This window comes from Limnobaculum eriocheiris, from assembly GCF_021010575.1.
In the GTDB taxonomy this organism is placed as follows: domain Bacteria; phylum Pseudomonadota; class Gammaproteobacteria; order Enterobacterales; family Enterobacteriaceae; genus Limnobaculum; species Limnobaculum eriocheiris.
In genome coordinates, this window is sequence record NZ_JAJNAG010000035.1 from 1 (window position 1) to 26,315 (window position 26,315).

Below are 26,315 nucleotides of genomic sequence, written 5' to 3' on the forward strand. Positions count from 1 at the left end.
AGGTGGAATGACCGTTTCGGATCACATCACTCGTTTCAGAACAGCGGGGACAAACTACATCAATCTTTGCCATCAATCATCCAAAGGGCGAAGAATACCACAACACTAAATATGCGTCACGACCCAAAAGGAGATGGAAAATGGTCACTATTGAAGTCGCATGTCGCCATTGTAATGAGACAAAACCGGTCAGAAAACATGGTAAAGGGCGTGGAGGTTACCCACGTTACTATTGCAATAGTTGCAGAAGAACATTTCAGTTGTCTTATTTGTATCGAGCTCATCAGCCAGGAATGAAAGAAAAAATTATTGAAATGGCTTCTCAAGGCGCGGGAATACGACAGACCAGCAGAACACTGAAAGTTGGACTCAACACGGTAATGCGCTATTTGAAGACGGCGGAAGGAATAAGCTAATTCTTATCGTTATTATTTAGTGCGATGTATTTAGCCTGTCAGGTGACTTTGTCCTTTTATTGAAAATTAGACGGCATTCTTAAATAAATTTTTATTTGGTTAATTAAAAATAAAGCACCCCTCGCGGGTAATGCCGATCGGTTAAGGGTCACTTGAGCGATTCAACCGTTGTGTAAGAATCCGTAATCTTCAGAGATTACGGATCTTTTTATGTTACTTAGTCAGGCTTTAGTAAGAAAGAGGCCGTAACGTTATCCATTGCGGCTCTCTTCAAAAGCTTAACTGACAAGCATTACCCGCGAGGGGTGCTTTATTTTTTATATTGCCGCCGATTATTCTTTATTTACTCTGGTTCAGAGTCCGCTTTTTCTACCGTTTTTCCTGCCAGCAGACTAAGTAAGTTATAACGGCTCTGAACCTCTTTTTCAGCCTGAGCGTGTAACGCTGAGGCTACGTCTGGTTCCATAGTATTCAAACGGCGGAAGCGCTGCTCTTTTAACAGTGCAGAGGCCAGACCATCAGAAGGTGGACGGGAATCAAGCGTTAAGCCTGGCTTATTCTCTTCAATGCGACGAGGGTCGAAACGATATAGCGGCCAGAAACCGGCAGTGGTTAATTGTTTCATCTGGTCGTGACTAAATGCCAGATCGTAACCATGCTCCTCACACGGGCTGTAAGCAATAATCAGGGATGGGCCCGGATAGGCTTCCGCTTCCTGAATTGCTTTTACCGTTTGGTTTAACTGAGCCCCTAAAGAGATTTGGGCAACATAAACATGACCATACATCATGATGCTTACCCCAAGGTCTTTACGTCCCTTACGCTTACCACGTTCAGCAAATTTGGTGACGGCACCGATAGGTGTTGCTTTGGATTGCTGACCGCCAGTATTGGAGTAACACTGAGTATCCAGTACCAGAATATTGACGTTTTCCGTCAAGCTCATCACATGGTCAAGGCCACCAAATCCAATATCATACGCCCAGCCATCGCCGCCAATCAGCCAGATGGATTTATCCACCAGATAATCGGCACTGTCGGATAATTCTTTAGCCTCTGGTGAATCGATATCTGCCAGCAGCGTTCGTAGCTGTACAATCTGTTCACGGCGCTGCTCAACGCTGATATCAGAAGCTTGCAGTTCGGTGATAAGCGCATCAGGTAACTGTGGTGCCAGCTGATTTATCAGTCTTAATGCCCGATCGCGATGTTGATCGACCGTCAGGCGGAAGCCAAGACCAAACTCGGCGTTATCTTCAAACAGTGAGTTTGCCCATGCCGGACCGCGACCCTCTGCGTTTTTGGTATATGGGGTACTTGGCAGGTTACCGCCATAAATAGAGGAGCAGCCGGTAGCATTAGCAATCAGCAGTCGATCGCCATACAACTGAGTTAATAGCTTAATATAAGGTGTTTCACCGCAGCCGGAACAGGCTCCGGAATATTCAAACAGCGGAGTAATCAGTTGAGAGGTTCGAATATCAATACGCTCAATCTTACTCTTATCAATTTCCGGCAGTTGCAGGAAGTAATCGTAGTGGCGTTTTTCAACGTCAAGATTATCCAGGCGGGACTTCATATTAATCGCTTTAATCTCTGGATTTTGGCGATCTTTAGCCGGACAGACCTCTACACACAGATTACAACCGGTACAATCTTCCGGTGCCACTTGCAGAACATATTTCTGCCCGCGCATGTCTTTTGATTTAACATCTAATGATTGCAGATCGTCCGGCGCATCGGCGAAAATTTCTGGTGAAACGACTTTGGCGCGAATAGCTGAATGAGGGCAGGCTGCAACACAGTGATTACACTGGGTACATAGCGGCGCTTCCCAAATGGGGATCGCTTCTGCAATATTGCGTTTTTCCCAGCGGGTGGTGCCTGAAGGCCAGGTTCCATCTGGTGGAAAGGCCGATACCGGCAGCGCATCGCCCAAGCCAGCCAGCATCGCTGCGGTTACGGTTTTTACAAAATCAGGTGCGTTGTCAGCAACCACCGGTGGACGCATTGGGCTTTGTGGATTAACGGGCTGTAGAGGGATTTCCTCCAGCGCGCTAATAGTAGCATCCAGTGCCTGCCAGTTATTTTCAACAATATCCTGACCCTTGGCGCTATAGCTTTTAGCAATGGCATCCCGCAGCTGTTGCAGTGCAACATCACCGGGAATGATTTGGGTCAGATGGAAAAAGGCCATTTGCATAACCGTATTAATTCGGCTGGCCAAATGACATTCTCTGGCAATTTTCGCCGCATTAATAATAAACAGACGCGCGTTACGTTGATGCAGTAAAGCCTGAACGTCCCGTGGCAAACGCTGCCAGATTTCATCTTTGTTATAGGGCGTATTTAACAGAAAAGTCCCGTCAGGCTTCAGTTTTTCTACCATTTGGTATTTGTCGATAAACTGATTTTGATGACAGCCAATAAAGTCAGCCTGAGAAATAAGGTAAGCAGAATGTATTGGGGAATCGCTAACCCTCAGGTGAGAAACGGTTAAACCACCGGCCTTTTTGGAGTCATAAACAAAGTAACCCTGGGCATGAAGTGACGTACCATTACCAATAATTTTGATGTTGTTTTTAGTGGCAGAAACAGTACCGTCGCTACCAAGTCCAAAGAACAGCGCTTCCAGAGAGGCTTTTTGTGGAATAGCATCATCACTCAGCGGTAATGACAGACCGGTAATATCATCAAAAATACCAACGGTAAAACGTGGACGGGGTTTGTCCAGCGTTAACTCTTTAAAAATTGCCAGTACACATTCAGGGGCAAATTCTTTAGAAGAGAGGCCATAACGGCCGCCAATCACTTGCGGTAACCTATCCCGCTCTCCACGGGAAAATGCTTCTGCCAGCGCCGTCATAATATCAAGATAGAGTGGTTCAGCCAGAGCGCCGGGCTCTTTGGTTCTATCAAGCACGGCGATTCGGGTTACGCTCTCTGGCAACTGTTTGAGCAAGTGTTCAGCAGAGAAAGGACGATACAGCCGAACCTTTAGCATGCCGACTTTTTCGCCGCGGGTCAGTAGGGTATCGATAGTCTCTTCGGCGGTGCCACAGGCAGAACCCATCAGGATTATCACGCTATCCGCCTGAGGATGACCATAATACTCAAAAGGTTGATAGTGACGACCGGTTTGCTGTTCAAAGGCCAGCATCGCGTTGGCTACATGCTGGTAAGTTTGGTCATACCAGGGATTGGCCGCTTCCCGACACTGAAAATAAGTATCCGGGTTGGCTGAAGTTCCTCTGATCGCCGGATTATCCGGTGTTAATGCGCGTTTGCGATGAGCACTGATCATCTCCATCGGCAATAGCTGACGAATACAGTCATCGCTGATGGGAACAATCTTATTAATTTCATGGGAGGTACGGAATCCATCAAAGAAATGGATAAACGGAATCCGACTGTTTAACGTCGCCATTTGTGAGATCAGGGCAAAGTCCTGAGCTTCCTGTACCGAGCTGGCACATAGCATTGCACAGCCGGTTTGACGAACGGCCATAACGTCAGAATGGTCGCCAAAAATAGACAGTGCATGGGTGGCAACGGTTCGGGCTGCAACATGCAATACAAAAGGGGTCAGCTCACCGGCCAGCTTATATAGAGTTGGGATCATTAATAATAATCCCTGCGATGAGGTGAAGGAGGTGGCTAATGCCCCCGTTTGCAGCGAACCATGTACAGTGGCGATAGCGCCGGCTTCGGATTGCATTTCCATAACGCGAGGGACATCGCCCCAAACGTTTTTCGTACTATATTCAGACCAATCATTAGCCTGTTCGGCCATGGTTGAACTGGGAGTGATGGGATAAATGGCGATAACTTCGTTGGAACGATACGCCACGGAGGCAACCGCACTGTTACCATCGGTAGTAATCATAGACTCAATACCTTTATTGACATTGGCTCTCTCAGGCTAAAGACCTGAGTAACAATAAACACATTGGATAGTTATTAATGATTTTTTATCTTCCGAAATTGCAACTCATCATATCAGATTAGATAGTCCGGGCAGCTGTTGTTTTGTGTGTTATTACATTCTGTGACAGAAAATAATGATAGTTATTATTACTAATACGCAGGGACGGGAAAGTTCCCTCTTTTAATATTGGGGGGAAACCTCCAGAATATGGCTTCGGTGCTGGACTATTAACGCGGTATACGCTAAATATAATTATTGAAATTGTGAGCCAGTGCCCTGAACGCGCTAGTTTTTCGGTTTACACCGATTATGCAAAAACAAATAAAAAAAACCAGCGCAAATGGCGCTGGTAAAGAACTCAGTCAGATTAACTGAAAAGCAGTGGATCGCTAACTAATTAGCGCCAGTATAATAACTTGATTAAACGTATAAGTTATTACAAAAAATGCGAAATAAGGTAATCAGAATATTAATTTCAGGTTGATTTCTGGTCAAATTTAATCAAACCATCGCAGCAGGTGGTTTTCTTGGCTGAAAAATACAATTACAGAGGTAAACATGAAGGGAAAAATCTGTCTGGCTGCATTTGGCGTGCTTTTATTAGCTGGGTGTAGTAGTCAGCCCGATCAGGTGAGGTTATTACCCCATAAATCAATGATCACCGAAGAAGCTGCCAGAGCAGCACCGATGGATGAAATGGCCTTAGCCAACTGCAATAGTATGGGGGGAATGCCAACCACTTCTCATAATCTGGATGGTAGCGTAGTGAGTAACTGTCAGCTTTCAAACGGTAAACGTTATTAAGCAGGCGATCTATTAGTTGAAATCGGTATCTTGCCGATTGATTTAGAAAAACCGGAAAGGCGAGACAGGCTCTTTTCCGGTTTTTTATTATTTAATCCAGGCAGTTAGCGCGAATATTATTTAACCCAGTCACTGAGTTTATAAGTCAGCGTATGTTGTGCTGAACGTAAGGTTAATACTCCCTGATCCAATGTCACTTTAGCACCGTTGTTCAACGTGGTAGCAATAACCTGATCCAACTGGCTAACTTGTTCATCAAGACAAGCCATTCGGGTAGAAGCCAACTGTTTCGCGGTTAATACGCCGTTTTTCAGCGTTGCCTGCCCCATAAAACGGTTACACATAGCGCCACTGATATGCATATTCTCGTCAAACTCAATATTTAATGGACGTTTTTCTTTGGTGGTATCAGCCATACTCTTGCCGTCGACGCTGGTCAGAATAAAGTTATGATGCAGTAAATCACTCTCTTTTACTGTACTACCATCCGTTAACGTGCAGCCGCTAAGTAAGACGGCTGAAATAATAAAAGGTAATGTTATTTTCATTATAATCCCCGGAAAGTTATTACATGGAAATTGATCAGATAATCAATGTGTTGCTATTTGATCGGTTTAAAATTGAATGTGTTTTATCATATTAAATATGAGAGTAAATAGGGATTTACAATGATTTACCGGTAGTTCACATAATATTGTGACTACCGGTTATAAAACAGACGATTATTACAGTAAATTAGGGCAAGGTTGCTGGTGCGCTAACTGCTGAATATTCTGAAGTGTAGTTTCAGAGATGCTTAATAACGCCTCTTCGGTTAAAAATGCCTGATGGCCGGTAAACAGTACGTTGTGACAGGAAGATAAGCGACGGAATACATCATCCTGAATCACATCGTTTGATTTATCTTCAAAAAACAGATCTCTTTCGTTTTCATAAACGTCCATGCCTAACGATCCGATTTTTTGCTTTTTCAATGCCTCGATGGCCGCAGGGGAATCAATTAAACCGCCACGGCTGGTATTAATAATCATCACACCATCTTTCATTTGTTCAAAGGCGGCGGCATTCAGCAGGTGATGGTTTTCCGGCGTTAATGGGCAATGCAGAGAGATAACATCTGAACGTGCATAAAGGGTTTTCAAATCGACGTATTCAGCACCTAAATCAAGAGCCTGTGGTGATGGATAAGGATCAAATGCCAGCAAACGCATCCCAAATCCTTTTAAAATCCGCATGGTGGCAATGCCGATTTTTCCGGTACCAATGATACCAGCGGTACGATTATGCATATTAAAGCCAATTAATCCCTCGAGGGAGAAGTTGGCATCGCGGGTTCTTTGGTAGGCACGATGAATACGGCGATTAAGACTCATCATTAATCCAATCGCGTGTTCGGCGACGGCTTCAGGGGAATAGGCCGGAACGCGAACTACCTGTAACCCCAACACTTTAGCCGCATCAAGATCGACATTGTTAAATCCGGCACAGCGTAATGCTATAATTTTGACACCTGATTTCGCTAACTCCTCAAGCACCGGACGGCTTCCATCATCATTAACGAAAATACAGACGGCTTCACAACCTTCGGCAGTTTTGGCGGTTTGTAAGCTGAGTTTGAAATCAAAGAATTCGAGATTGATATTAAAACGTTCATTAGCAACTTCAAGATACTTTCTGTCGTATTGTTTTGTGCTGTAAATAGCAACTTTCATCACATATCTCCACCAGAATTATAAAATTAATTTATCAGAGATCGGGCATCAGAACAATTTAACGATATAGTTAATAACCAACGTTAGAATCAGTTTAGCCAATATTATTAATATGCTATATTTTCCGCCTGATTCGCGTTCCGGGGTAGCTTAGGCGTGGTAATAGGTCGCTTTATTAAATACGTTCTGATTGTTGTGACCATAGTTATATTGTCATTAATGACGTTATGGACAACGATCTCAACGTGGCTACCTAAAGTTGCCAGCCTGTGGTTACCGACAGGTACACAGCTGATATTTACCCATCCCCCACAGTTAATCAAGCGCGGAATTTCTTTAAACGGTATCCAGTTTCTGGCGCAGGACTGTTTTCTGGCGGATGCCGGTCCACTGACGCTGATTTATCAAAACGGGCAGTGGAAGCTGCACGGCAATTCCCTGGATATCGATACCCATTGTCTGGAAAAGTTAACGACTCAGGAGACGCCGACGGTTGAAGATACACCCTTGTCCGTTGCTGCTATTCAAAAACAGCTGCCTGCTTTTTCTCTCTCCCTCGATCGCCTGAGTATTACACCATGGCAGTCCTACTCGGGGCGGGTTGATCTAACCAGCAATAAGCAGGGCCAGCGTTTTAGCGCTAAGGGGAATTTGCTCTCCGGTGTAGTGTTATTAAACGATCGGCAGATGTTGACGCTGGAGTCGCTGAGTCTGCATATTCCGGATAGTGATGATGTCATTCAGTTAAATGGTGAAATACAGGTTCCCGTTAGTCTGGACGCCATACCGGAACAGGGGAATATTGATGGCGAGTTTGTTACCACCTACGTGGATAAACCTTTACAGCTAAAACTGAACTGGCAGCAGCGGGATGGTCACCTGATGGTAACGCCACAGGGTGAGAAAGCGAGCTTACTGGATGTTCCCTGGACGCTGGAGGGGAAACGTCTGGTGGTAAGTCAGGGTCAATGGCGCTGGCCTTACGCTTCTCAGCTATTTACCGGCGGCATTAGTATGACGCTTACAGACTGGAGCAGTGACTATCATGAAGCCAATATTGAAGCGCGGTTGAATGTGGTTACTCAAGGCAGCGCCGGTAAAGGAAACGCAGTATTAACTTTTGCGCCGGGGAAAATTAGTCTGAAAGATAGCGACTTAAACTTTCAGCTTACCGGCAAGATGAATGAAGAACAGCTCTCTTTATATACTACGATTCCCGGCAAGCTATCGGGAACTATCGCGAATCCTACCCTTGATTTATTGTCCGGATCTTTATTGCGGGTAACTGGAGCCGTAACTCCGGATATCTATTTACAGGAAGCCCGATTCCCTTTAGCGGGGATAACGGTCACGGACAAAGGCGTCAGTGGACGTTTGCAAACCATCATTAATGCCAGCCACCGTTACTGGGGGAAATATAAACTGCATTTAGATGGCCGCTCTCGGGATTTCTGGCTCGATCAAGGCCACTGGGAGTGGAACTTCTGGGGCAATGGCGATATGCCACCAATGAAAGCCAAATGGGATATGTCCGGTAAAGGGGAATGGATTGACAGCCAGATTAATCTGCAAACGCTATCAACCGGATTTAATCATTTGGTTTATGGACAAGTTAAGGTAAATAGACCCAGATTAATTCTAGCAGAACCACTAAGCTGGAACCGTGCTGAAGGTCAGTATCATGCCGGATGGCAGTTACAGGCGCAAAAAGTTGAATTTGGCAGTGGCGGTTATTTGCCACCGTCTACCCTGAATATCCAGTTCTTTGGACAGGATCCGGCAAACTTCCAGTGGAAGGGCGATCTCAGTACTAAGAAAATTGGTCCAATAAAATTGAGTGGCCGTTGGGATGGTGAACGAATCCGTGGAGAAGGCTGGTGGCCTGAACAGTCGCTGGACGTTTTCCAGACCTTACTGGCTCCCGACCTTGGTTTTAAAATTCGCAAAGGTACGCTGTATGCGCAATCTGCGTTCTCAATTTCTGAAACACAAGGAATTGAGGCGGGTGGTCATATGGTAGTGAAAGATGGCGGAATGTGGTTAAAAGATGGCGAGCTAAGCGGACTTGATTTCGTCATGTCATATCGTTTGAAGGACCAGATATGGCAGTTAGGGCCACAATCTCCGGTTAAGCTAAGAGTGAAAAAACTCAATAATCTGTTTGATATGAGTAATATTACCGCTGATTTACAAGGGTATTACCCCCATACGGAACGCCAGCCTTTGCGGTTAACCAATGTAGGGGTGGATATGCTTCAGGGGCATATTGGAATTCAACAGCTCAGATTACCGCAGAAAGATCCGGCAATTCTTACGGTTAAAGGAATAGACCTCAGTGAATTATTTACCATTTTAAAACCGAAGCAATTTACCATGTCTGGTAAGGTGGATGGCGAATTGCCGCTGTATTTGAATCATCCTGAATGGTTGGTAAAAGGCGGTTGGATAGAAAACAGTAAAGATCTCACCCTGCGTCTGGATCAAGATATGGTACAGGCGATCGGCGATGACAATATGGCAACCGGTGACATTATGGATTGGCTGCGTTATATGGAGATCCGTCGTTCCAGAGCAGATGTTAACGTGAGTAATCTGGGGCTATTGACCATGGATGCGCAGATTGAGGGGTTTAATCCAACCAAGAATGCTGAACGTTTAGTAAAACTCAATTATCATCATGAAGAAGATATTTTCCAGCTATGGCGTAGCCTGCGGTTTGGCGATAATTTGCAGGACAATCTGCAACAGATCTTCTCATTACCGAAGGAGCAGAATTAGTGAATAAATTTGGATGGTTAGCGGTGATGACGGCCTTTGCTCTTAGCGGCTGCGTTCCAAGAATTGAGATTGCACCATCAACAGAACCTATTGTGATCAATATGAACGTCAAAATTGAGCATGAGATTCATATTAAAGTCGATAAAGACGTGGAAAAAATGCTGAAAACTCAATCCGATATTTTTTAAGGAGTGGTAATGAAACTCATCAATACCGGATTATTTGCCACGGTACTGCTGTTTAGCGTGACTGCCAGTGCGTTAACCCTAAAAGAAGCAAAACAGCAGGGGCTGGTTGGTGAAACGCTCAGTGGTTATATCGCACCAGTTAAACCAACGGCGGAAGCACAGAAACTAACGGATAAGATCAATCAGGCACGTACTGAACAGTATAAATCGGTAGCGACAGAGAATAACGTGAGTCTGAATGATGTTGCTAAAATGACCGGGCAAAAATTAGTGAACCGGGCAGAGGCAGGAGAGTACGTGAAAGGTATTAATGGACAGTGGCTTAAGAAGTAATATTGCCCATTGATTCAGTGACCAAAGCCCCTGATTAAGGGGCTTTGGCATAATGAGAGAAGCATAATTATCAGGCAGTAACGTATTGCTGAATAAAGGATTTCGCATCTTCTTGTGCTTTTTGGGCCACTTCAGGGCCATAAGCGACGCCTTCCTGATAGACAAACTCAACATCGGTAATACCAATGAAGCCCAGAAAGAGTTTCAGATAAGGGGCTACCAGGTCAGTTGGGGAGTCTTTATGAATACCGCCACGGCTGGTTAAAATATAAACTTTCTTGCCGGTTACCAAACCTTCAGGACCTTTTTCGGTGTAACGGAAAGTTACGCCAGCGCGAGCAATCAGGTCAAAATAGTTTTTTAACTGAGTAGAGATATTGAAGTTATACATTGGTGCACCAATAACAATAACGTCATTACCTTGCAGTTCAGCAATCAGTTCATCAGACAGTGCCAGCGCTTCTTGTTGACGGGTAGTCATTGGCTTATCGGATGGACGCATGGCACCAACCAGTTCACCATCTAATACAGGAACAGGATTAGCAGCCAGATCACGTAAGGTAACAATGTCAGACGGGTGTTCTTGTTTCCATTTTTCGACAAAGAAATCAGCTAAAATATTTGACTGAGAATAACCAGAAAGAATGCTTGATTTAATGACTAAAACCTTACTCATGATAATTCCTTGTTTATGTTGATCAATAACAGGGTGCCCCCGTGATGCAATACATCATATTCGGCCCGGCTTCAATTTGATAGCGTAATAATTAGATAATCTTGTTCTAATTTTTTGAACAACATAACAAAGCGACTTATCCGCTTATAAATCAGGTTTGTGGTAATATAATCAGTAACAGAACCATCAATGGTCCATATCAGTTTATTCAGCACAGGATTCAAGACAGTGAAATCCCCACTAGCCGCATTATCCGGTCAAATCCGGCATTTAATGTTGCGCGATCAGAAGCGGCTGCGTCGCCGTTTAGACGGTGCACGTAAAATTACTAATGATGAAAAATTATCATTAATTGCGGCAGAAATTAAATCAGACATTCAGAGTGGTTTGCAGCGGGTAGCGAACCGTAAGGCCGCTTGCCCGGCCATTAGCTATCCGGAAAACTTGCCGGTTAGCCAGAAAAAAGATCAACTGCTGGCGGCTATTCGTGACCATCAGGTGGTAATTATTGCCGGTGAAACCGGCTCGGGTAAAACCACACAGATACCTAAACTTTGCCTTGAGCTGGGGCGGGGAATTAAGGGAATTATTGGGCATACCCAACCAAGACGATTGGCGGCCCGTACTGTTGCCGGGCGTATTGCTGATGAATTAAGCGTAACGCTCGGAGCGGCAGTTGGTTATAAGGTTCGGTTTAACGATAAAATTAGCGACAATACGCTGGTTAAGCTGATGACCGATGGTATTTTGCTGGCAGAAATACAGCAGGACCGCTTATTAAGCCAGTACGACACCATCATTATCGATGAAGCCCACGAACGTAGCCTGAATATTGATTTTATTCTGGGCTATTTGCGCCAGCTATTGCCGAAACGCCCGGATCTGAAAGTTATTATCACTTCAGCAACCATCGATCCCCAGCGTTTTTCCCGTCATTTTAATCATGCACCGGTGATTGAGGTTTCGGGCCGGACCTATCCGGTAGAAGTTCGTTATCGACCGATCGTAGAAGATGCGGATGACAGTGAACGGGATCAGACTCAGGCGATTCTGGATGCGGTTGATGAACTGATGCATGAAGCTCCGGGAGATATCCTGGTGTTTATGAGTGGTGAACGTGAAATTCGTGATACGGCAGATGCGTTAAATAAGCAGGAGCTGGCGCATACGGAAATTTTACCCTTGTATGCCCGTCTGTCGAATAACGACCAGAATAAAGTGTTTCAATCCCATACCGGTCGCCGTATTGTACTGGCAACGAACGTAGCAGAAACCTCGCTGACCGTACCGGGAATTAAGTATGTTATCGATCCGGGGACTGCCCGTATTAGCCGTTACAGTGCCAGAACCAAAGTTCAGCGCCTGCCAATAGAACCGGTTTCTCAGGCCTCCGCCAACCAGCGTAAAGGGCGGTGCGGCCGGGTATCAAATGGTATCTGTATTCGTCTCTATTCCGAGCAGGATTTTCTTTCCCGGCCGGAATTTACCGATCCGGAAATTCTTCGTACTAATCTGGCCTCGGTTATTTTGCAGATGACCGCTATTGGGCTGGGTGATATCGCTGCATTCCCGTTTGTTGAAGCGCCAGATAAGCGCAATATTCAGGATGGTGTACGATTACTGAAAGAGCTGGGTGCCATTGAACACAACGATCAGGGCAAAGGGCATCTTACGCCGGTTGGTCGTCAACTGGCCCAACTGCCGATCGATCCGCGTTTAGCGCGTATGGTGATTGAAGGGCAGAAGAATGGCTGCGTGCGCGAAGTGATGATTATTACTTCGGCGTTATCGATTCAGGATCCCCGTGAACGTCCACTGGAAAAACAGCAGGCGTCGGATGAAAAACATCGTCGATTTATTGATAAAGATTCAGACTTTCTGGCCTTTGTTAATCTGTGGAATTATCTGGGAGAGCAGCAGGATGCGTTATCTTCATCCCAGTTCCGTAAGCTCTGTAAAGGGGATTTCCTTAACTACCTGCGGGTACGCGAATGGCAGGATGTTTATACCCAACTGCGGCAGGTGGTAAAAGAGCTGGGATTCCCGGTTAACAGCACGCCGGCTGAATACCGGGAAGTGCATACTGCGCTGCTTTCCGGTCTGTTATCCCATATTGGCCAAAAAGATATGGATAAGCACGAGTTTACCGGTGCCCGTAATGCCCGATTCTCTATTTTCCCCGGCTCTGGTTTGTTTAAAAAGCCACCGAAATGGGTAATGGTAGCCGAACTGGTAGAAACCACCCGGCTGTGGGGGCGAATCGCTGCCCGACTGGAACCTGAATGGATCGAACCGCTGGCGCAGCATCTGATTAAACATGCTTACAGCGATCCTCACTGGGAGAAGGCTCAGGGCGCGGTCATTGCCAGCGAGAAAGTGACGCTGTTTGGCCTGCCGATTGTGAATGAACGCAAAGTTCAGTATGGCGCTATTGACCCGGTTTTGAGCCGTGAGCTGTTTATTCGCCATGCGTTAGTTGAAGGAGAGTGGCAAACCCGTCATCCATTCTTTAAAGCCAATCTGCGTTTGATGTCTGAAGTTGAAGAGCTGGAAAATAAATCACGCCGCCGCGATATTCTGGTGGATGATGAGACGCTGTTTAATTTCTATGACCGCCGTATTGGTGAGGAGGTGGTTTCCAGCCGCCATTTTGATACCTGGTGGAGAAATACCTCCCGTCAGCAGCCGGAATTACTTAATTTCGAAAAATCGATGCTGATTAAAGAGGGTGCCAGCAAAATCAGCGCTCAGGATTACCCGAATAGCTGGTATCAGGGTAATCTGAAGTTGCGGGTTACCTATCAGTTTGAAATCGGAGCGAATGCGGATGGGGTTACGATTCATATTCCCTTACCCATTCTTAATCAGGTGCAGGAAGAGGGGTTTGACTGGCAAATTCCGGGGCTGCGCCGGGATTTGGTTATTGCACTGATTAAGTCATTACCAAAACCAATACGCCGTAATTTTGTTCCTGCACCGAACTATGCCGAAGCCTTCCTGCAAAGGGCAAAACCGCAGGAAATGAGTCTGTTAGATTCGCTGGAAAGGGAACTTCGCTTAATGACTGGTGTGACAGTGTCACGTGAATCATGGCAATTAGATCAGATCCCCGATCATCTTAAAATTACTTTCCGGGTGATTGATGACAAAAGCAAAATGCTGGCAGAAGGTAAAGAGCTACCTCAATTAAAGCGTCAGCTTAAAGGTGAAGTTCAACAAACGCTGTCGGCCGTTGCTGATGACGGCATTGAACAAACCGGGCTTCATGTCTGGTCCTTTGGCTCATTACCTAAACGTTTTGAACAAAAACGCGGAGGGTATTCAGTTAAGGCCTATCCGGCATTAACCGATGAAAAAGATAGCGTCGGGATTCAGCTGTTTGAAACCGAGCAGGAACAGCAGCAGGTGATGTGGCAAGGAACTCGCAGGTTGTTACTGCTTAATATTCCGTCGCCGGTTAAGTATTTGCACGAGAAGTTACCGAATAAAGCCAAACTGGGTCTCTATTTTAATCCATTTGGTAAAGTGCTGGACTTAATTGATGACTGTATTGCCTGTGGCGTGGATAAGCTGGTTATCGAACACGGTGGTCTGGCCTGGGATGAGGTCTCTTTTAATTCACTGAAAGAGTTTATTCGCGCTGAACTAAATGAAAGTGTGGTCGCTATTGCCAAACAGGTTGAACAGATTCTGACGACAGCACATAACATTAATAAACGTCTTAAAGGGCGGGTAGATATGTCGGTGGCGCTAGCGTTGTCAGATATTAAAGCACAGATGGGACGCCTTATTTATCGTGGGTTTGTTTGTGAGAGCGGTTGGCACAGATTGCCGGATATTCTCCGCTACCTACAGGCGATTGAGCGCAGAATTGATAAGCTACCGATCGATCCTCATCGCGATCGCGCCCAAATGCTAAAGGTTGAGCATATTCAAAAAAACTATCAGCAGTTATTGAATAAGCTTCCGCCCCATAAGCCACTCAGTGATGAAGTGACTGAAATTCGCTGGATGATAGAAGAGTTAAGGGTTAGTTATTTTGCCCAGCAGTTGGGTACGCCATCTCCCATCTCGGATAAACGTATTCAGCAGGCTATCGATAAGATGACGGTGTAACTAATCATTTCACCTCAGCTTTGGTTAGTGAGGTGGATCCGTCGTTCGGCCTTAACGCACCGGCGCAGAGCCGGAGTACTCGCCTCATCCATGAGGCTCGGCCCTTTGTGCTGTTCAAAATTGCTCCTGCAATTTTGTCCGACGCCGCTGCGCCTCAACCCGCATCCTTGCGGGTTGTGCTGGTCTCTCTCTGTCGTCAGCTGAATTCAAGTACTCAATTAGCAGGTCAAGGGACAACAGTTAAAAGATACGGACATATCTTGTCTTTTTACCTTATTGAATTCTATCCCTACGATAACGTCATCCACAACGCCGGTGCCAGTAAAACAAACAGCAGCACAATTATGGCGCGTTCAGTAATGTTCAGCGGTTTTTTCTTGTTGACCGCCGCATAACGAGCATAGATAAACACCAGAATTCCCGGTGCATATAACACCACTGACATAAACAGATTTTCCAGACCGGAAGCGTAGATTAACCACAGACCGTAGAGGCTGGCTCCTGCGGCGGTTAGCCCCAGCTTCATGCTCTTACGGCGAATAGCCTCTTTTAGCAGGAAAGCACCAACCAAAAAATAGGGGATCAGAATCATCTCGGAAGCGATGATCAACAGGGTATTGTAGTTGCTTCCCGTTAACCAGATTAACAACAGACTGAGCTGGATAATGCCATTGGTGAACCATAATGATGCCGAAGGGGCACCTTTATGATTCTGATGAATAAAGGCATGTGGGAAAGCACCATGCTGGGCGGCTAAGAATGGCACTTCAGCGGCCATAATCGTCCAGCTCAGATAGGCGGCACAGACTGAAATAATTAAGCCTGCGGCAATTACAATTTCGCCAATTGGCCCCATTAGCATAACCATTACGCCAGACATGGATGGATTACGCATTCCCGCCAGCTCAACGCGAGGCACTACGCCTAACGATAGCAATGTAATCAGCAGGTAGACACAAAGTGCCATCAGAACGGCTAAAACGGTCGCGCGCCCTACGTCGGCTTTATGTTTGGCCCGGCCAGAAACTACCACCGCACCCTCAATCCCGATAAACACCCACAGGGTGATCAACATTGTACTTTTTACCTGCTCCCAAACCGGTTGCCCCAGATTTACACCAGTGAAATCAAGTTTGAAAACGTCAATATTGAAAGCCAGCGTGGCCAGAATAATAAATAGTGCAATAGGGATCAGTTTAGCCAGCGTGGCTATCAGGTTAATCAGTGCGGCGGTTTGTACACCACGTAAGATTAAGCCATGAACTATCCATAGCAGCACTGAAGCTCCCAGCATTGCCTGCCAGGTATTACCTTCACCAAAAATGACATGTCCGGGAGAGTCAGTAAAAAAGCTCAGGGCAGCAAACACAATCACCAGATAGGAGAGGTTGGCTACGACGGCGCAAATCCAGTAACCCCAGGCAGAACAAAAGCCAATCAGCTCACCAAAGCCCTCTTTGGCGTAAGTAAATATACCTCCGTCCAGATCGGGGCGAATGCGGGTAAGCAGTAACAGGGCAAAAGCCAGAAACAGAATGCCGGTACCGGTGATGGCCCAGCCAATCAGTAGTGCCGCCGGGCTTGCAACCTCAGCCATATTTTGTGGCAGGCTGAATATGCCAGCGCCGAGCATAGAACTTAATACCAGCGCAGTCAGCGTGGTAAGGCCGAGTTTTTTTTCCAACGTCAGATACCTGATAAAGAGCGGTCAAATTAACCAGACTGGCTGCAACACATGTGCCAGCGCAGATTGGCTAAAAAATTTTGCTGATTCTACGTAGCGATGACCAACGTTGCAATGGATTAATGCATCGAAAAAAAGAGGATGAATAAGGTAAAAATATCAGAAATAAAAAAGGGCGATAAGTTATCGCCCTCCGCTTTTTTAATAATCTGATTTATTTGAATATATCTGCCGTTACGGTAGTGTTACCACTGCCTTTTTGCCACTCGCGAGTTACGTGGAAGTATTTACCACCTTTTGCCGCCGCGCGTTTAGCAACTTGTTCGTACATTTCGACTGAGTTGCTGAAGTTATCCGTAAAGGTAATGCTATCAAACGGTGTCATTTTCATGGCAGTGGCGTTGTTTAGCATTTGTACTTTGGTGCCATCTTTAAGCGTCACGGTATAACGGGAACCTTCAGAGCTGGTTTGCGTTTCAAAGAAACGGCCTACATCGGCACTGAAAGAGCTGGAAGAGGCGACGTTTGGAATCTCAACTTCTGCTGCCGCTGTACCACCAGCAGCCAGTGCCGCTTTACCTGCTTCGGAATCAGCAGGAATTGGGTTTTCCTGAGTCTGGATTTTACGTTCCGGCGCATCTTTCTTATAAATGAAAGCCGTTATGTACTGGTTAGCACCACGGTTTGCATCAATCTGCCTGACGATGAAGAAAGAGTAAGCGCCTTTTTCACTGGCCAGTTTACCAATAGCACTGTTGATATCGTCCTGAAGAGGAAAATTGCCGCGAATAGAAACGGTATCAAAGGGCTCTAATTTGCTGGCCTCGTCGCGAGGTAATTCACGAACGCCGTTATAGACACTGTACTTCACTTCTTTAACGGCTGGTTGGGCATCGGTACGGTACAGATCAACAGTAACACGTGAATTGCTACCGTTGTTGATTTCACTGATATCGCGAACAAAGAACGCTGATGCTCCACGCTTATCCGCTTGCTTTGATGCTGCTTTGTTAGCGTCATAAATACTATCGTAGCGACCAGAAAAGGTGATTCGGTCAAAAGGTGCTAATGAGTCAGCCTTCTCAGGGGTGAGTTCTTCAGCAGCAAACGCAGAAAAAGTCATTACAGAAAGCAGGGCTGCGGTAATTAGCGTTGTCTTCAGCTTCATAAAAGGATCCTTTACGCCTTAATTATTAACATTTGTTAACGTATGTCTAAATCAGTACCGACAAGGGTAAGTGATTATGTCATGGAATTACAGGGGATGCTTTAGCATTTTTCATCATTTCAAGTTATAGCTAGGGTGCCAGAAATCGGGCTTATTTACACTACTTTGATAACAACCAGATAAAAAACTTGCGGATAAAGAGAGAGAACGGTGGATCGCAGAGTATATTTTCAGTAGGTTATAGGCAGCTGAATTAACCGGGGTAATTATCTTTTCGTGGTTATTACGCAAATCCAGTGTTCTCGGCTCAACAATGAAATAAATTAAGTCAGATTTAACAATACACTTATCATCCACGACAGATGAAAGGGAATATTATGCGAATTGGTGTACCAAGAGAGCGGTTGGCCAATGAAGCCCGGGTTGCTGCAACACCGAAAACGGTTGAGCAGTTAATCAAGTTAGGCTTCACTGTGGCCATAGAACAAGGAGCAGGTAAGCTTGCCAGCTTTGAGGACTCAGCTTATGAAGCTGCCGCGGCAACGATTGTCTCAACAGATGATGTCTGGCAGTCAGATATTATTTTAAAAGTTAATGCGCCAGAAGAGTTTGAAATTGAATTACTTCGCGAAGGCACAACGTTGGTCAGCTTTATCTGGCCTGCGCAAAATCCGGAATTGATGCAGAAACTGGCCGACAAAAAAGTTACCGTATTGGCAATGGATTCGGTACCTCGCATTTCACGCGCTCAATCAATGGATGCACTAAGCTCAATGGCTAACATCGCCGGTTATCGTGCGATCGTTGAAGCTGCACACGAGTTTGGTCGTTTCTTTACGGGGCAAATTACTGCCGCTGGTAAAGTTCCTCCGGCAAAAGTGATGGTGATAGGGGCAGGGGTTGCCGGTTTGGCCGCTATCGGCGCCGCAGGCAGTCTGGGAGCGATTGTCCGTGCGTTTGATACCCGTCCTGAAGTAAAAGAACAGGTTCAGAGTATGGGCGCTGAATTCCTTGAGTTAGATTTTGAGGAAGAAGCGGGCAGTGGTGATGGTTACGCGAAAGTCATGTCCGAAGCCTTTATTAAGGCTGAAATGGAGTTGTTTGCCGCTCAGGCTAAAGATGTGGACATTATTGTTACTACCGCATTGATCCCTGGTAAACCGGCACCAAAACTGATTACTACCGCCATGGTTGAGTCCATGAAGCCCGGCAGCGTGATTGTTGACCTGGCGGCGCAAAACGGTGGTAACTGCGATCTGACCGTAGCGGATCAGATTACCGAAACGCCAAACGGCGTGAAAATTATTGGTTATACTGACCTGCCAAGCCGTTTACCTACCCAATCTTCTCAGCTTTATGGTACCAACCTGGTTAACCTGTTAAAGCTGCTGTGCAAAGAGAAGGACGGCGAGCTGGATATTAACTTTGAAGATGATGTGATTCGCGGCGTTACGGTAGTAAAAACCGGTGAAATTACCTGGCCTGCGCCACCAATCAAAGTTTCAGCACAGCCGCAGAAACCAAAAGTTGCCGATGTAATGGCAGCCAAAGCTGAAGCAGCGCCATCTTCGCCAGTGAAAAAATATGCTTTACTGGCGCTGGCTATCATCCTGTTTGGTTGGTTGGCTAGCGTTGCTCCGGCCTCTTTCCTCTCCCACTTTACCGTTTTCGCACTGGCGTGCGTGGTCGGTTATTACGTGGTGTGGAACGTAAGCCATGCGCTGCATACCCCGTTAATGTCCGTAACCAATGCCATATCCGGTATTATTGTGGTCGGGGCACTGTTGCAGATCGGTCACGGTGGATGGGTAACATTCTTCTCATTTATCGCAGTACTGATTGCCAGTATTAATATCTTTGGTGGATTCACCGTCACCCAGCGCATGCTGAAAATGTTCCGGAAGAACTAAGGAGTAACAAATATGTCTGGAGGATTAGTTACTGCCGCATATATTGTTGCCGCGGTGTTGTTTATTTTCAGTCTTGCTGGTTTATCCAAGCATGAAACGTCAAAAATGGGTAATACCTTTGGCGTACTGGGGATGGCAATTGCTTTAATCGCGACGATTTTCGGGCCTTATTCAAGTAATGTAGGCTGGATTATCATGGCGATGATCATCGGTGGCGCTATCGGTATTTACCTTGCCAGAAAAGTAGAGATGACCGAAATGCCGGAGCTGGTTGCTATTCTGCACAGCTTCGTCGGTCTGGCTGCGGTATTAGTTGGTTTTAACAGCTATATCGTTGGCCCACATATGGAAGGCGTACCGGCACACGAACTGCAAGTGGTGTTAAACATCCATAACGTTGAAGTATTCCTTGGGATCTTCATTGGTGCGGTTACCTTTACCGGTTCCGTTGTGGCGTTTGGTAAACTGCGCGGCATTATTTCATCTAAACCAATGATGTTACCTCATCGCCATAAGCTGAATCTGGCTGCGGTATTGGTTTCATTTGTACTGATGGTTCTGTTTGTTAACAGTGATAGCACCGGGTTCCAGGTGTTTGCATTACTGATAATGACGCTGATTGCACTGGCATTTGGTTGGCATCTGGTGGCTTCTATCGGCGGTGCGGATATGCCGGTAGTGGTTTCAATGCTGAACTCCTACTCAGGCTGGGCGGCAGCGGCAGCGGGCTTTATGTTGAGTAACGACCTGCTGATCGTAACCGGTGCGCTGGTTGGTTCTTCCGGTGCGATTCTGTCTTACATCATGTGTAAAGCGATGAACCGTTCGTTTATCAGCGTTATTGCCGGCGGATTTGGTACCGATGGTTCCTCTACCGGTGAAGACGAAGAAGTGGGCGAACACCGTGAAACGACGGCGGAAGAAGTGGCAGAACTGCTGAAGAATTCCAGCTCTGTTATCATCACTCCGGGATACGGTATGGCTGTGGCACAGGCGCAATATCCGGTTGCTGATATTACCGCCAGGTTACGTGAGCGTGGTATTAAAGTTCGCTTTGGTATTCACCCGGTTGCAGGGCGCTTACCTGGCCATATGAACGTACTGCTGGCAGAAGCCAAAGTACCTTATGATATCGTACTGGAGATGGATGAAATCAACGAAGATTTCCCGGATACCGATACCGTATTAGTCATTGGTGCAAACGACACGGTTAACCCGGCAGCGATGGAAGATCCTCGTAGTCCTATCGCGGGTATGCCAGTACTGGAAGTGTGGAAAGCGCAGAACGTTATCGTATTTAAACGTTCTATGAATACCGGCTATGCCGGCGTTCAGAACCCGCTGTTCTTCAAAGAAAATACCCAAATGCTGTTTGGTGATGCTAAAGAGAGTGTGGATAAAATCCTACGCGCTTTATAAGATTCATTGATAAGATTCATTGCCGTAAGCAAAAGAAAGGGCCGCAATTGCGGCCCTTTCTCATGAATCAAACTCTGTTAATCTTCATCATCATGATCGTCATGCTCTGATGTGTCATCCGGTTTAATCGCCAGAAGGTCACATTTCAGATGACCGATCAGACGTTCTGCGGTATTACCAATAAAGGCAGCGGAGAGCCCGGTTCTGCCGACGGTACCCAATACCACAATACCGGCATGAATTTGTTCAGCCACTGCCGGGATAACATCTTCCGGCATGCCTTTTTCTACGTGGGTCAACTCTTCCGGAATACCGAATTCCTGACGCAGTGCTTTCATGGCCACCAGGAACTGGCCGCGAATGGCATTGTTATAAACCGTAGGATCAAATTCCGGCAGCTCAATAGCAATATTGATGGATGTAGAAGGGTATGCACTGACCAGCTCAACTTCGGTGCTGTCAGCAAAAGCGGCCAGCTCCAGTGATTCTCTAACCAGTTTGCGGTTTAGCTCATCGTGGAAATCTTCTTCACTGGAAAGGTTAACAGAAACCAGTGCTTTACCATGCTCCGGCCACGGCTGATCTTTTACCATCCAGACCGCACAAGGTGCTTTACGTAGCAGGTGCCAGTCCAGCGGGGTGAAGATTACCGATTCCAGTATATCGTGTTGGTGGGCCGCTTTAAGCAGCAGGTCGTGGTCGTGTTCGATAATCTCTTCAATGACCGCTTCATGATAGCGTTTATGCCAGACAACTTTAATTTCAATATTAACGCCGGATTCCAGATAGTAGTGGCTTAACTGACGTATCCAGGCTACCCGCTGGTCGATAGCGCTTTGGCGCATCGCCATGCGTTCATCCAGAGAGAGCAGGCTGGTCACTTCATAAGAAAAATCGAAAATAGGCAGAAATGCCTTAATTTTCCCGCCATTACGACGAACAAGATAGACGGCGCGCCGTAGAGCGGCTTGATCCTCTTCATCCGGATCGATTGCGACAAGAAGATTTTGATAATGTGCCATTTAGCGCCTCCCGTTAAATACCTAAAGTATAGTTAAAGATAAACCATATAAAGGGAACAGAACAGACGAGGAACGGGACTCGGATCAAGATTTGGTTAAAATCCTGATCCGACAATGATTATTCGCTTTGATTTTGACCAGCCAGTTCGGCCAGGGTGTCGATATCCTGAATAGTAATATATTTACCTTTAACGCTCAGGATTTCGCTTTTCTGAAAACGCCCCAGTAAACGACTGATGGTTTCAACCGTCAGGCCCAGATAGTTACCAATATCACCACGGGTCATGGTCAGGCGGAACTCTCTTGGGGAGAAACCGCGCTGGGCAAAACGGCGAGAGAAGTTATAAATAAACGCCGCCAGACGCTCTTCTGCATTTTTCTTCGACAACAGCAGAATCATGTCCTGATCGCCTTTAATCTCACCGCTCATCAGACGCATGATTTGTTGACGCAGGCTTGGCATTTTACCGGACAGATCGTCCAGTACTTCATAAGGAATTTCGCAAACCATCGAGGTTTCCAGCGCCTGAGCAAAGCTTGGGTGCATATGATTACCAATGGCATCAAAACCCACCAAGTCACCTGCCAGATGGAAGCCAGTGATTTGCTCATCACCTTGTTCAGTGATGGTATAGCTTTTTATAGTACCGGAGCGAATGGCATACAGAGATTTCAGATCGTCGCCTGCTTTAAACAGAGCCTGACCTTTTTGAATCGGCTTTTTACGCTCAATAATATTGTCGAGCTGATTCAGTTCATGCTCATTCAGCGTAAAAGGAATGCATAACGGGCTGATACAGCAATCCTGACAGTGGATTGCACATCCGCCTGATTGTATGCGCCGAATTGTTCGCTTTTCCGGAATCATAAAATTTAACTCTACTTTATTTGATATGTGTCAATTTTAACAGTTTTTCGCCTAATAGGTAAGGCTTGAACAAAAGTCGGTACAAGAGTTGTGAGCATAACGACAAAAAAACAATAACGCGATGATTCTAATGATAATTAATTTGAACGCTGATCCGATTAATAACCACTTTATTGTTGTGTATATATCGATTTGATGCTTTTTTAATCTCAAACCTAAAAATTTGGTTAAAAAAAAGAAATATACGGATATTTGACCTGTTATATGACCCCATATCGAAAATAAACACTGAATTGATGTGGTTAATTCGATAATAATTGATGATTATTTAACATTGTGGTCATTTTTTGTCTGTTTTTTGAGATTGTCAGGTGAACAACTCTATGACTAGTATAATTGACAGGTATGTTTTAAACCAATTTAGCTAACCGTTAAGGTAACGCTACGTTCTCTCTTTGCTATTAAATCAGTATATACCGGGTCAGGGAGGCTATTTTTATCCGGATACTGATGTATCAGGCGTTTTTCGATAACGTTGCATAATATAGAGATATCTGTTTCTACTTTTGTCATAGTTTGATAGAGATCAGGTTTATTATATTAATTAATTACGTATAATGAGAATAAATATTATTGTGAGAATGTTTATCATAATTATGCGTATTATTCAGAAAGCTTTGTTACTTTGCATAGGATGGCTGGCGTTAAGCGCTGTGGTTGTAGCCGATACCGATTATAAGCAGTTGACGGATGATATTCGCCAACGCCTGGATAAAACTTCTCAACTCTACCAGCAACAACAAATCGCTGATGCTCGTACCGAAGTTCAAATGGCCTATTTTGAGGTGTTTGAAAATCTGGAAGGGCCTATTCGTATTAATATCTCCGCCCAAAAAAGCTACCAGATGGAAGCCGCTTTTGGTGAAATCAGAAAGATGATTGGTGAGAATAAACCACAAAGCGAAGTTGATGAGAAAATCAATTGGTTAAAAGGGGAGCTGGATAGTGTATTGCCGGTTCTGGCCGATGGTCATCAACTAACGGCAGAACAACAGCACGGCACTTATGATAATGACCAAATAGCCCCTTACTGGCAACAAAGTTTTAAAACCATTGATGATCTGTTGGCAGAAGCTATCTCGTTGTATCAACAAAATAACTATGCGGAAGCGCGTCTTCGGATTCAAAAGGCTCAGTATGATGGGTTTAAAAATTCAGAGATGGAGATGTCTGTTCGTCAGAACCGCTCTTCTCAGCAAGCAGGTGAGATAAATCGGCAGTTTAGCGAGCTGATTAAAATCAGTGGCGAAGCGGATCAAATGAATGAAGTCAGCTATCGTATCACAACCTTATTACAGGACCTTGAAGATCTTCTTCCCGGGTTACCAACCACCCGTGATACCCAACAGGCTGTAGCCAGCACCAATAGCGCTATTAAAGATAGTGTGCCTGATGCTGACTGGCCGAAAGTGGTTACGGATATTGATAAGGCGGTTAATGCCGCGTTGGAACAGTATGGTGCCGGTGATGCTAAAGGCGCAATGATGGCGATTCAGGATGCTTACTTCGACCTGTTTGAAGCCAGCGGGATGGAAAATAAGATCGGTTCCCGTGATTCTGCCTTTAAAACCAAAATTGAAAGCTATTTCACTCGTATGGTGAGCCAGATTAAAGCCGGGCAACCCATGGAGTCGATACAGCAACAGTCTCAGGCTTTGCAGCAGGATCTAAATTCTGCGGTAGAGATGCTGGGTACCGGCGGCCAGACCAGTTGGAGCCTGTTGATCTATAGTTTGCTGATTATTGTACGTGAAGGTCTGGAAGCACTGCTGATCGTTGCTGCCATTGTGGCCTATCTGGTGAAGAACAACCATCATGACAAGCTACGACTCATTCGTCAGTCGGTATATGTTGCGCTGGTTACCAGCGTAATAACCGCGGTGCTGTTCCAGTGGTTGTTCTCTAATTCCGGTGCCAGCCGTGAGTTACTGGAAGGCATAACCATGCTGATAGCCGTAGTGATGCTGTTCTCCATGAGCTATTGGTTATTGTCTAAAGTGGAAGCTCGCCACTGGAAAGCCTATTTAGAAGGTAAACTTTCCCAATCGTTAAGTACCGGCTCGGTGGTTGGCCTTTGGTTAACCTGCTTCTTGGCGGTATACCGCGAAGGGGCTGAAACCGTTCTGTTCTATTTTGCCCTGATGGGGGACTCAACCTCTGTCAGCGGTCATCTCTCTATTCTGGCCGGTTTTGTGATTGGCTGTGTCATTTTACTGATTGCCTATCTGATCATGCGTTTTACCGTAGTGAAATTACCGTTGAAACCATTCTTTATGTTTACCGGTAGCTTTATGTATCTGATGGCTTTTGTTTTCGCAGGCAAAGGTGTTCTGGAGTTGATTGAAGGAAAACTGTTTGAGCCTACGTTGTTGTCAGGAATGCCTGAAATTTCCTGGCTGGGGATCTACCCCTATATCGAAACCCTGGCTCCGCAGGCAGTACTGATTGTTGCTGCTTTGGTTGCGCTTTGGGTGATGAAAAAAAATTCGTCTGCGATAGCGGCGAATGCATAACAGGAAGCTTTGCTCGTTGCTTTGCGTTTGTTCTTAATGTCGCAGCGAAAGCGGCAATACCAATACTGATAATAAAGAGGATGGAAAAAAGATGGCAATGAATAAAACATTAGTTACTGGTGCGTTGATTGCGGGTCTGTTTACTGCACCTGCAGCACTGGCTTTTAAAGAGTATCCAGCCGGTGAACCCGTCAAAATGAATGAAATGGAGATCGCAGCCGTTTATTTACAGCCGATCGACATGGAACCTCGTGGCATGGGGCTACCGGCAGCTAAGGCGGATATTCATCTGGAAGCGGATATCCATTCTGTTGAAGGTAACAAGAATGGTTTTGGGGCTGGAGAGTGGATGCCATACCTGACCATCGCTTATACCCTGGTTAACACCGATACCGGTGAAAAGCAGGAAGGTACCTTTATGCCAATGGTGGCGGGTGATGGCCCTCACTATGGTGCCAATATCAAAATGATGGGCGTGGGTAACTATAAAGTGACTTACCACATTGAACCGCCATCAAAAGCAGGTTTACATCGTCACACCGATAGCGAAACCGGCGTTGGCCGTTGGTGGAAACCATTTGATGTTAGCTTCGACTTTAAATATGTCGGTCTGAACTAAGCCCAGCCTCGTCGGGTGAGTGAGTTTACTTACCCGGCGGTTGTTTTGATATTTCTGTGTTGTTGGTTGTATGGGACGGCGATAGTTCATACAACTAATAA

The 26,315-nt window shown here is 45.7% G+C and carries 19 protein-coding genes; 10 read left to right on the top strand and 9 right to left on the bottom strand.

Annotated features, from left to right (window positions below; all coding sequences use genetic code 11):
* Positions 1-73 (bottom strand): IS1 family transposase (locus LPW36_RS13225; RefSeq protein WP_338085959.1); only part of this gene is annotated, 73 nt, incomplete at its 3' end.
* Between the two features lie 67 nt (positions 74-140).
* On the opposite strand from LPW36_RS13225, the gene LPW36_RS13230 reads away from it, so the two are divergent.
* Entirely contained in the window at positions 141-416 is a 276-nt protein-coding gene (locus tag LPW36_RS13230; protein WP_130591195.1) for an IS1 family transposase, read from the top strand.
* Positions 417-759: 343 nt separating this feature from the next.
* Here the strand turns inward: LPW36_RS13230 and nifJ are convergent, their stop codons facing one another.
* A complete protein-coding gene (gene nifJ, locus LPW36_RS13235; RefSeq protein WP_230610348.1) occupies positions 760-4,302 on the bottom strand; it encodes a pyruvate:ferredoxin (flavodoxin) oxidoreductase in 3,543 nt (1,180 codons plus the stop codon).
* Positions 4,303-4,902: 600 nt separating this feature from the next.
* Here nifJ and LPW36_RS13240 point away from each other — a divergent pair.
* Positions 4,903-5,148 carry a DUF333 domain-containing protein gene (locus LPW36_RS13240; protein WP_230610350.1) on the top strand — a complete coding sequence of 82 codons (246 nt, stop codon included), beginning with the start codon at positions 4,903-4,905 and terminating at the stop codon, positions 5,146-5,148.
* 116 nt (positions 5,149-5,264) lie between these two features.
* On the opposite strand, the gene hslJ is transcribed toward LPW36_RS13240, so the two are convergent.
* Positions 5,265-5,696 carry a heat shock protein HslJ gene (gene hslJ / locus LPW36_RS13245; RefSeq protein WP_230610351.1) on the bottom strand — a complete coding sequence of 144 codons (432 nt, stop codon included), beginning with the start codon at positions 5,694-5,696 and terminating at the stop codon, positions 5,265-5,267.
* Between the two features lie 177 nt (positions 5,697-5,873).
* Positions 5,874-6,860 (bottom strand): 2-hydroxyacid dehydrogenase, encoded by a 987-nt coding sequence (locus LPW36_RS13250; protein ID WP_230610353.1) that lies wholly within the window; start codon positions 6,858-6,860, stop codon positions 5,874-5,876.
* Between the two features lie 162 nt (positions 6,861-7,022).
* On the opposite strand from LPW36_RS13250, the gene LPW36_RS13255 reads away from it, so the two are divergent.
* From LPW36_RS13255 to LPW36_RS13265, 3 genes are read left to right on the top strand one after another with little or no spacing between them, the layout of a single operon-like run.
* The gene (locus LPW36_RS13255; protein WP_338085987.1) at positions 7,023-9,638 is read left to right on the top strand and encodes a YdbH family protein; all 2,616 of its coding nucleotides are present in this window, start codon (positions 7,023-7,025) and stop codon (positions 9,636-9,638) included.
* Positions 9,639-9,664: 26 nt separating this feature from the next.
* The gene (locus LPW36_RS13260; protein WP_230610387.1) at positions 9,665-9,826 is read left to right on the top strand and encodes a YnbE family lipoprotein; all 162 of its coding nucleotides are present in this window, start codon (positions 9,665-9,667) and stop codon (positions 9,824-9,826) included.
* Positions 9,827-9,835: 9 nt separating this feature from the next.
* A complete protein-coding gene (locus LPW36_RS13265; RefSeq protein ID WP_230610355.1) occupies positions 9,836-10,159 on the top strand; it encodes a YdbL family probable chaperone protein in 324 nt (107 codons plus the stop codon).
* A gap of 70 nt (positions 10,160-10,229) precedes the next feature.
* On the opposite strand, the gene LPW36_RS13270 is transcribed toward LPW36_RS13265, so the two are convergent.
* On the bottom strand, positions 10,230-10,835 hold the full coding sequence (locus LPW36_RS13270) for an FMN-dependent NADH-azoreductase (protein WP_230610357.1): 606 nt from the start codon (positions 10,833-10,835) through the stop codon (positions 10,230-10,232).
* Positions 10,836-11,063: 228 nt separating this feature from the next.
* Here LPW36_RS13270 and hrpA point away from each other — a divergent pair, with 228 nt between their 5' ends.
* Positions 11,064-14,951, top strand: coding sequence for an ATP-dependent RNA helicase HrpA (hrpA, locus tag LPW36_RS13275; RefSeq protein WP_230610359.1), 3,888 nt, complete (start codon positions 11,064-11,066; stop codon positions 14,949-14,951).
* 289 nt (positions 14,952-15,240) lie between these two features.
* Here hrpA and LPW36_RS13280 read toward each other — a convergent pair whose 3' ends face one another.
* Positions 15,241-16,635, bottom strand: a complete 1,395-nt coding sequence (locus LPW36_RS13280; RefSeq protein WP_230610361.1) for an amino acid permease — start codon at positions 16,633-16,635, stop codon at positions 15,241-15,243.
* 214 nt (positions 16,636-16,849) lie between these two features.
* Positions 16,850-17,803: a DUF1471 family protein YdgH gene (gene ydgH, locus LPW36_RS13285; RefSeq protein ID WP_230610366.1), complete on the bottom strand. Its 954-nt coding sequence runs from the start codon at positions 17,801-17,803 to the stop codon at positions 16,850-16,852.
* Between the two features lie 377 nt (positions 17,804-18,180).
* On the opposite strand from ydgH, the gene pntA reads away from it, so the two are divergent.
* Together pntA and pntB are read left to right on the top strand one after the other, a co-directional pair.
* Positions 18,181-19,713 (top strand): Re/Si-specific NAD(P)(+) transhydrogenase subunit alpha, encoded by a 1,533-nt coding sequence (gene pntA / locus LPW36_RS13290; protein ID WP_230610368.1) that lies wholly within the window; start codon positions 18,181-18,183, stop codon positions 19,711-19,713.
* Positions 19,714-19,725: 12 nt separating this feature from the next.
* On the top strand, positions 19,726-21,132 hold the full coding sequence (gene pntB / locus LPW36_RS13295; RefSeq protein ID WP_230610370.1) for a Re/Si-specific NAD(P)(+) transhydrogenase subunit beta: 1,407 nt from the start codon (positions 19,726-19,728) through the stop codon (positions 21,130-21,132).
* A 77-nt stretch (positions 21,133-21,209) separates the two neighbouring features.
* Here the strand turns inward: pntB and uspE are convergent, their stop codons facing one another.
* Both uspE and LPW36_RS13305 read right to left on the bottom strand, forming a co-directional pair.
* Positions 21,210-22,154, bottom strand: coding sequence for a universal stress protein UspE (uspE, locus tag LPW36_RS13300; protein WP_230610372.1), 945 nt, complete (start codon positions 22,152-22,154; stop codon positions 21,210-21,212).
* 118 nt (positions 22,155-22,272) lie between these two features.
* A complete protein-coding gene (locus LPW36_RS13305; protein WP_230610373.1) occupies positions 22,273-23,022 on the bottom strand; it encodes an FNR family transcription factor in 750 nt (249 codons plus the stop codon).
* Between the two features lie 656 nt (positions 23,023-23,678).
* On the opposite strand from LPW36_RS13305, the gene LPW36_RS13310 reads away from it, so the two are divergent.
* A complete protein-coding gene (locus LPW36_RS13310) occupies positions 23,679-25,595 on the top strand; it encodes an FTR1 family iron permease (protein ID WP_230610374.1) in 1,917 nt (638 codons plus the stop codon).
* A gap of 91 nt (positions 25,596-25,686) precedes the next feature.
* Positions 25,687-26,214 (top strand): iron transporter, encoded by a 528-nt coding sequence (locus LPW36_RS13315; protein WP_218465876.1) that lies wholly within the window; start codon positions 25,687-25,689, stop codon positions 26,212-26,214.
* Positions 26,215-26,315: the final 101 nt, after the last annotated feature.

What these genes read in the sequence shown, in the direction of transcription:
- LPW36_RS13315 (WP_218465876.1), top strand. Translation starts at nt 25,687, where the DNA reads ATGGCAATGAATAAAACATTAGTTACTGGTGCGTTGATTGCGGGTCTG.
- nifJ (WP_230610348.1), bottom strand. Translation starts at nt 4,302, where the DNA reads ATGATTACTACCGATGGTAACAGTGCGGTTGCCTCCGTGGCGTATCGT.
- LPW36_RS13230 (WP_130591195.1), top strand. Translation starts at nt 141, where the DNA reads ATGGTCACTATTGAAGTCGCATGTCGCCATTGTAATGAGACAAAACCG.
- LPW36_RS13310 (WP_230610374.1), top strand. Translation starts at nt 23,679, where the DNA reads ATGCGTATTATTCAGAAAGCTTTGTTACTTTGCATAGGATGGCTGGCG.
- LPW36_RS13240 (WP_230610350.1), top strand. Translation starts at nt 4,903, where the DNA reads ATGAAGGGAAAAATCTGTCTGGCTGCATTTGGCGTGCTTTTATTAGCT.
- LPW36_RS13260 (WP_230610387.1), top strand. Translation starts at nt 9,665, where the DNA reads ATGACGGCCTTTGCTCTTAGCGGCTGCGTTCCAAGAATTGAGATTGCA.
- LPW36_RS13250 (WP_230610353.1), bottom strand. Translation starts at nt 6,860, where the DNA reads ATGAAAGTTGCTATTTACAGCACAAAACAATACGACAGAAAGTATCTT.
- uspE (WP_230610372.1), bottom strand. Translation starts at nt 22,154, where the DNA reads ATGGCACATTATCAAAATCTTCTTGTCGCAATCGATCCGGATGAAGAG.
- LPW36_RS13265 (WP_230610355.1), top strand. Translation starts at nt 9,836, where the DNA reads ATGAAACTCATCAATACCGGATTATTTGCCACGGTACTGCTGTTTAGC.
- pntB (WP_230610370.1), top strand. Translation starts at nt 19,726, where the DNA reads ATGTCTGGAGGATTAGTTACTGCCGCATATATTGTTGCCGCGGTGTTG.
- hslJ (WP_230610351.1), bottom strand. Translation starts at nt 5,696, where the DNA reads ATGAAAATAACATTACCTTTTATTATTTCAGCCGTCTTACTTAGCGGC.
- pntA (WP_230610368.1), top strand. Translation starts at nt 18,181, where the DNA reads ATGCGAATTGGTGTACCAAGAGAGCGGTTGGCCAATGAAGCCCGGGTT.
- LPW36_RS13305 (WP_230610373.1), bottom strand. Translation starts at nt 23,022, where the DNA reads ATGATTCCGGAAAAGCGAACAATTCGGCGCATACAATCAGGCGGATGT.
- ydgH (WP_230610366.1), bottom strand. Translation starts at nt 17,803, where the DNA reads ATGAAGCTGAAGACAACGCTAATTACCGCAGCCCTGCTTTCTGTAATG.
- LPW36_RS13270 (WP_230610357.1), bottom strand. Translation starts at nt 10,835, where the DNA reads ATGAGTAAGGTTTTAGTCATTAAATCAAGCATTCTTTCTGGTTATTCT.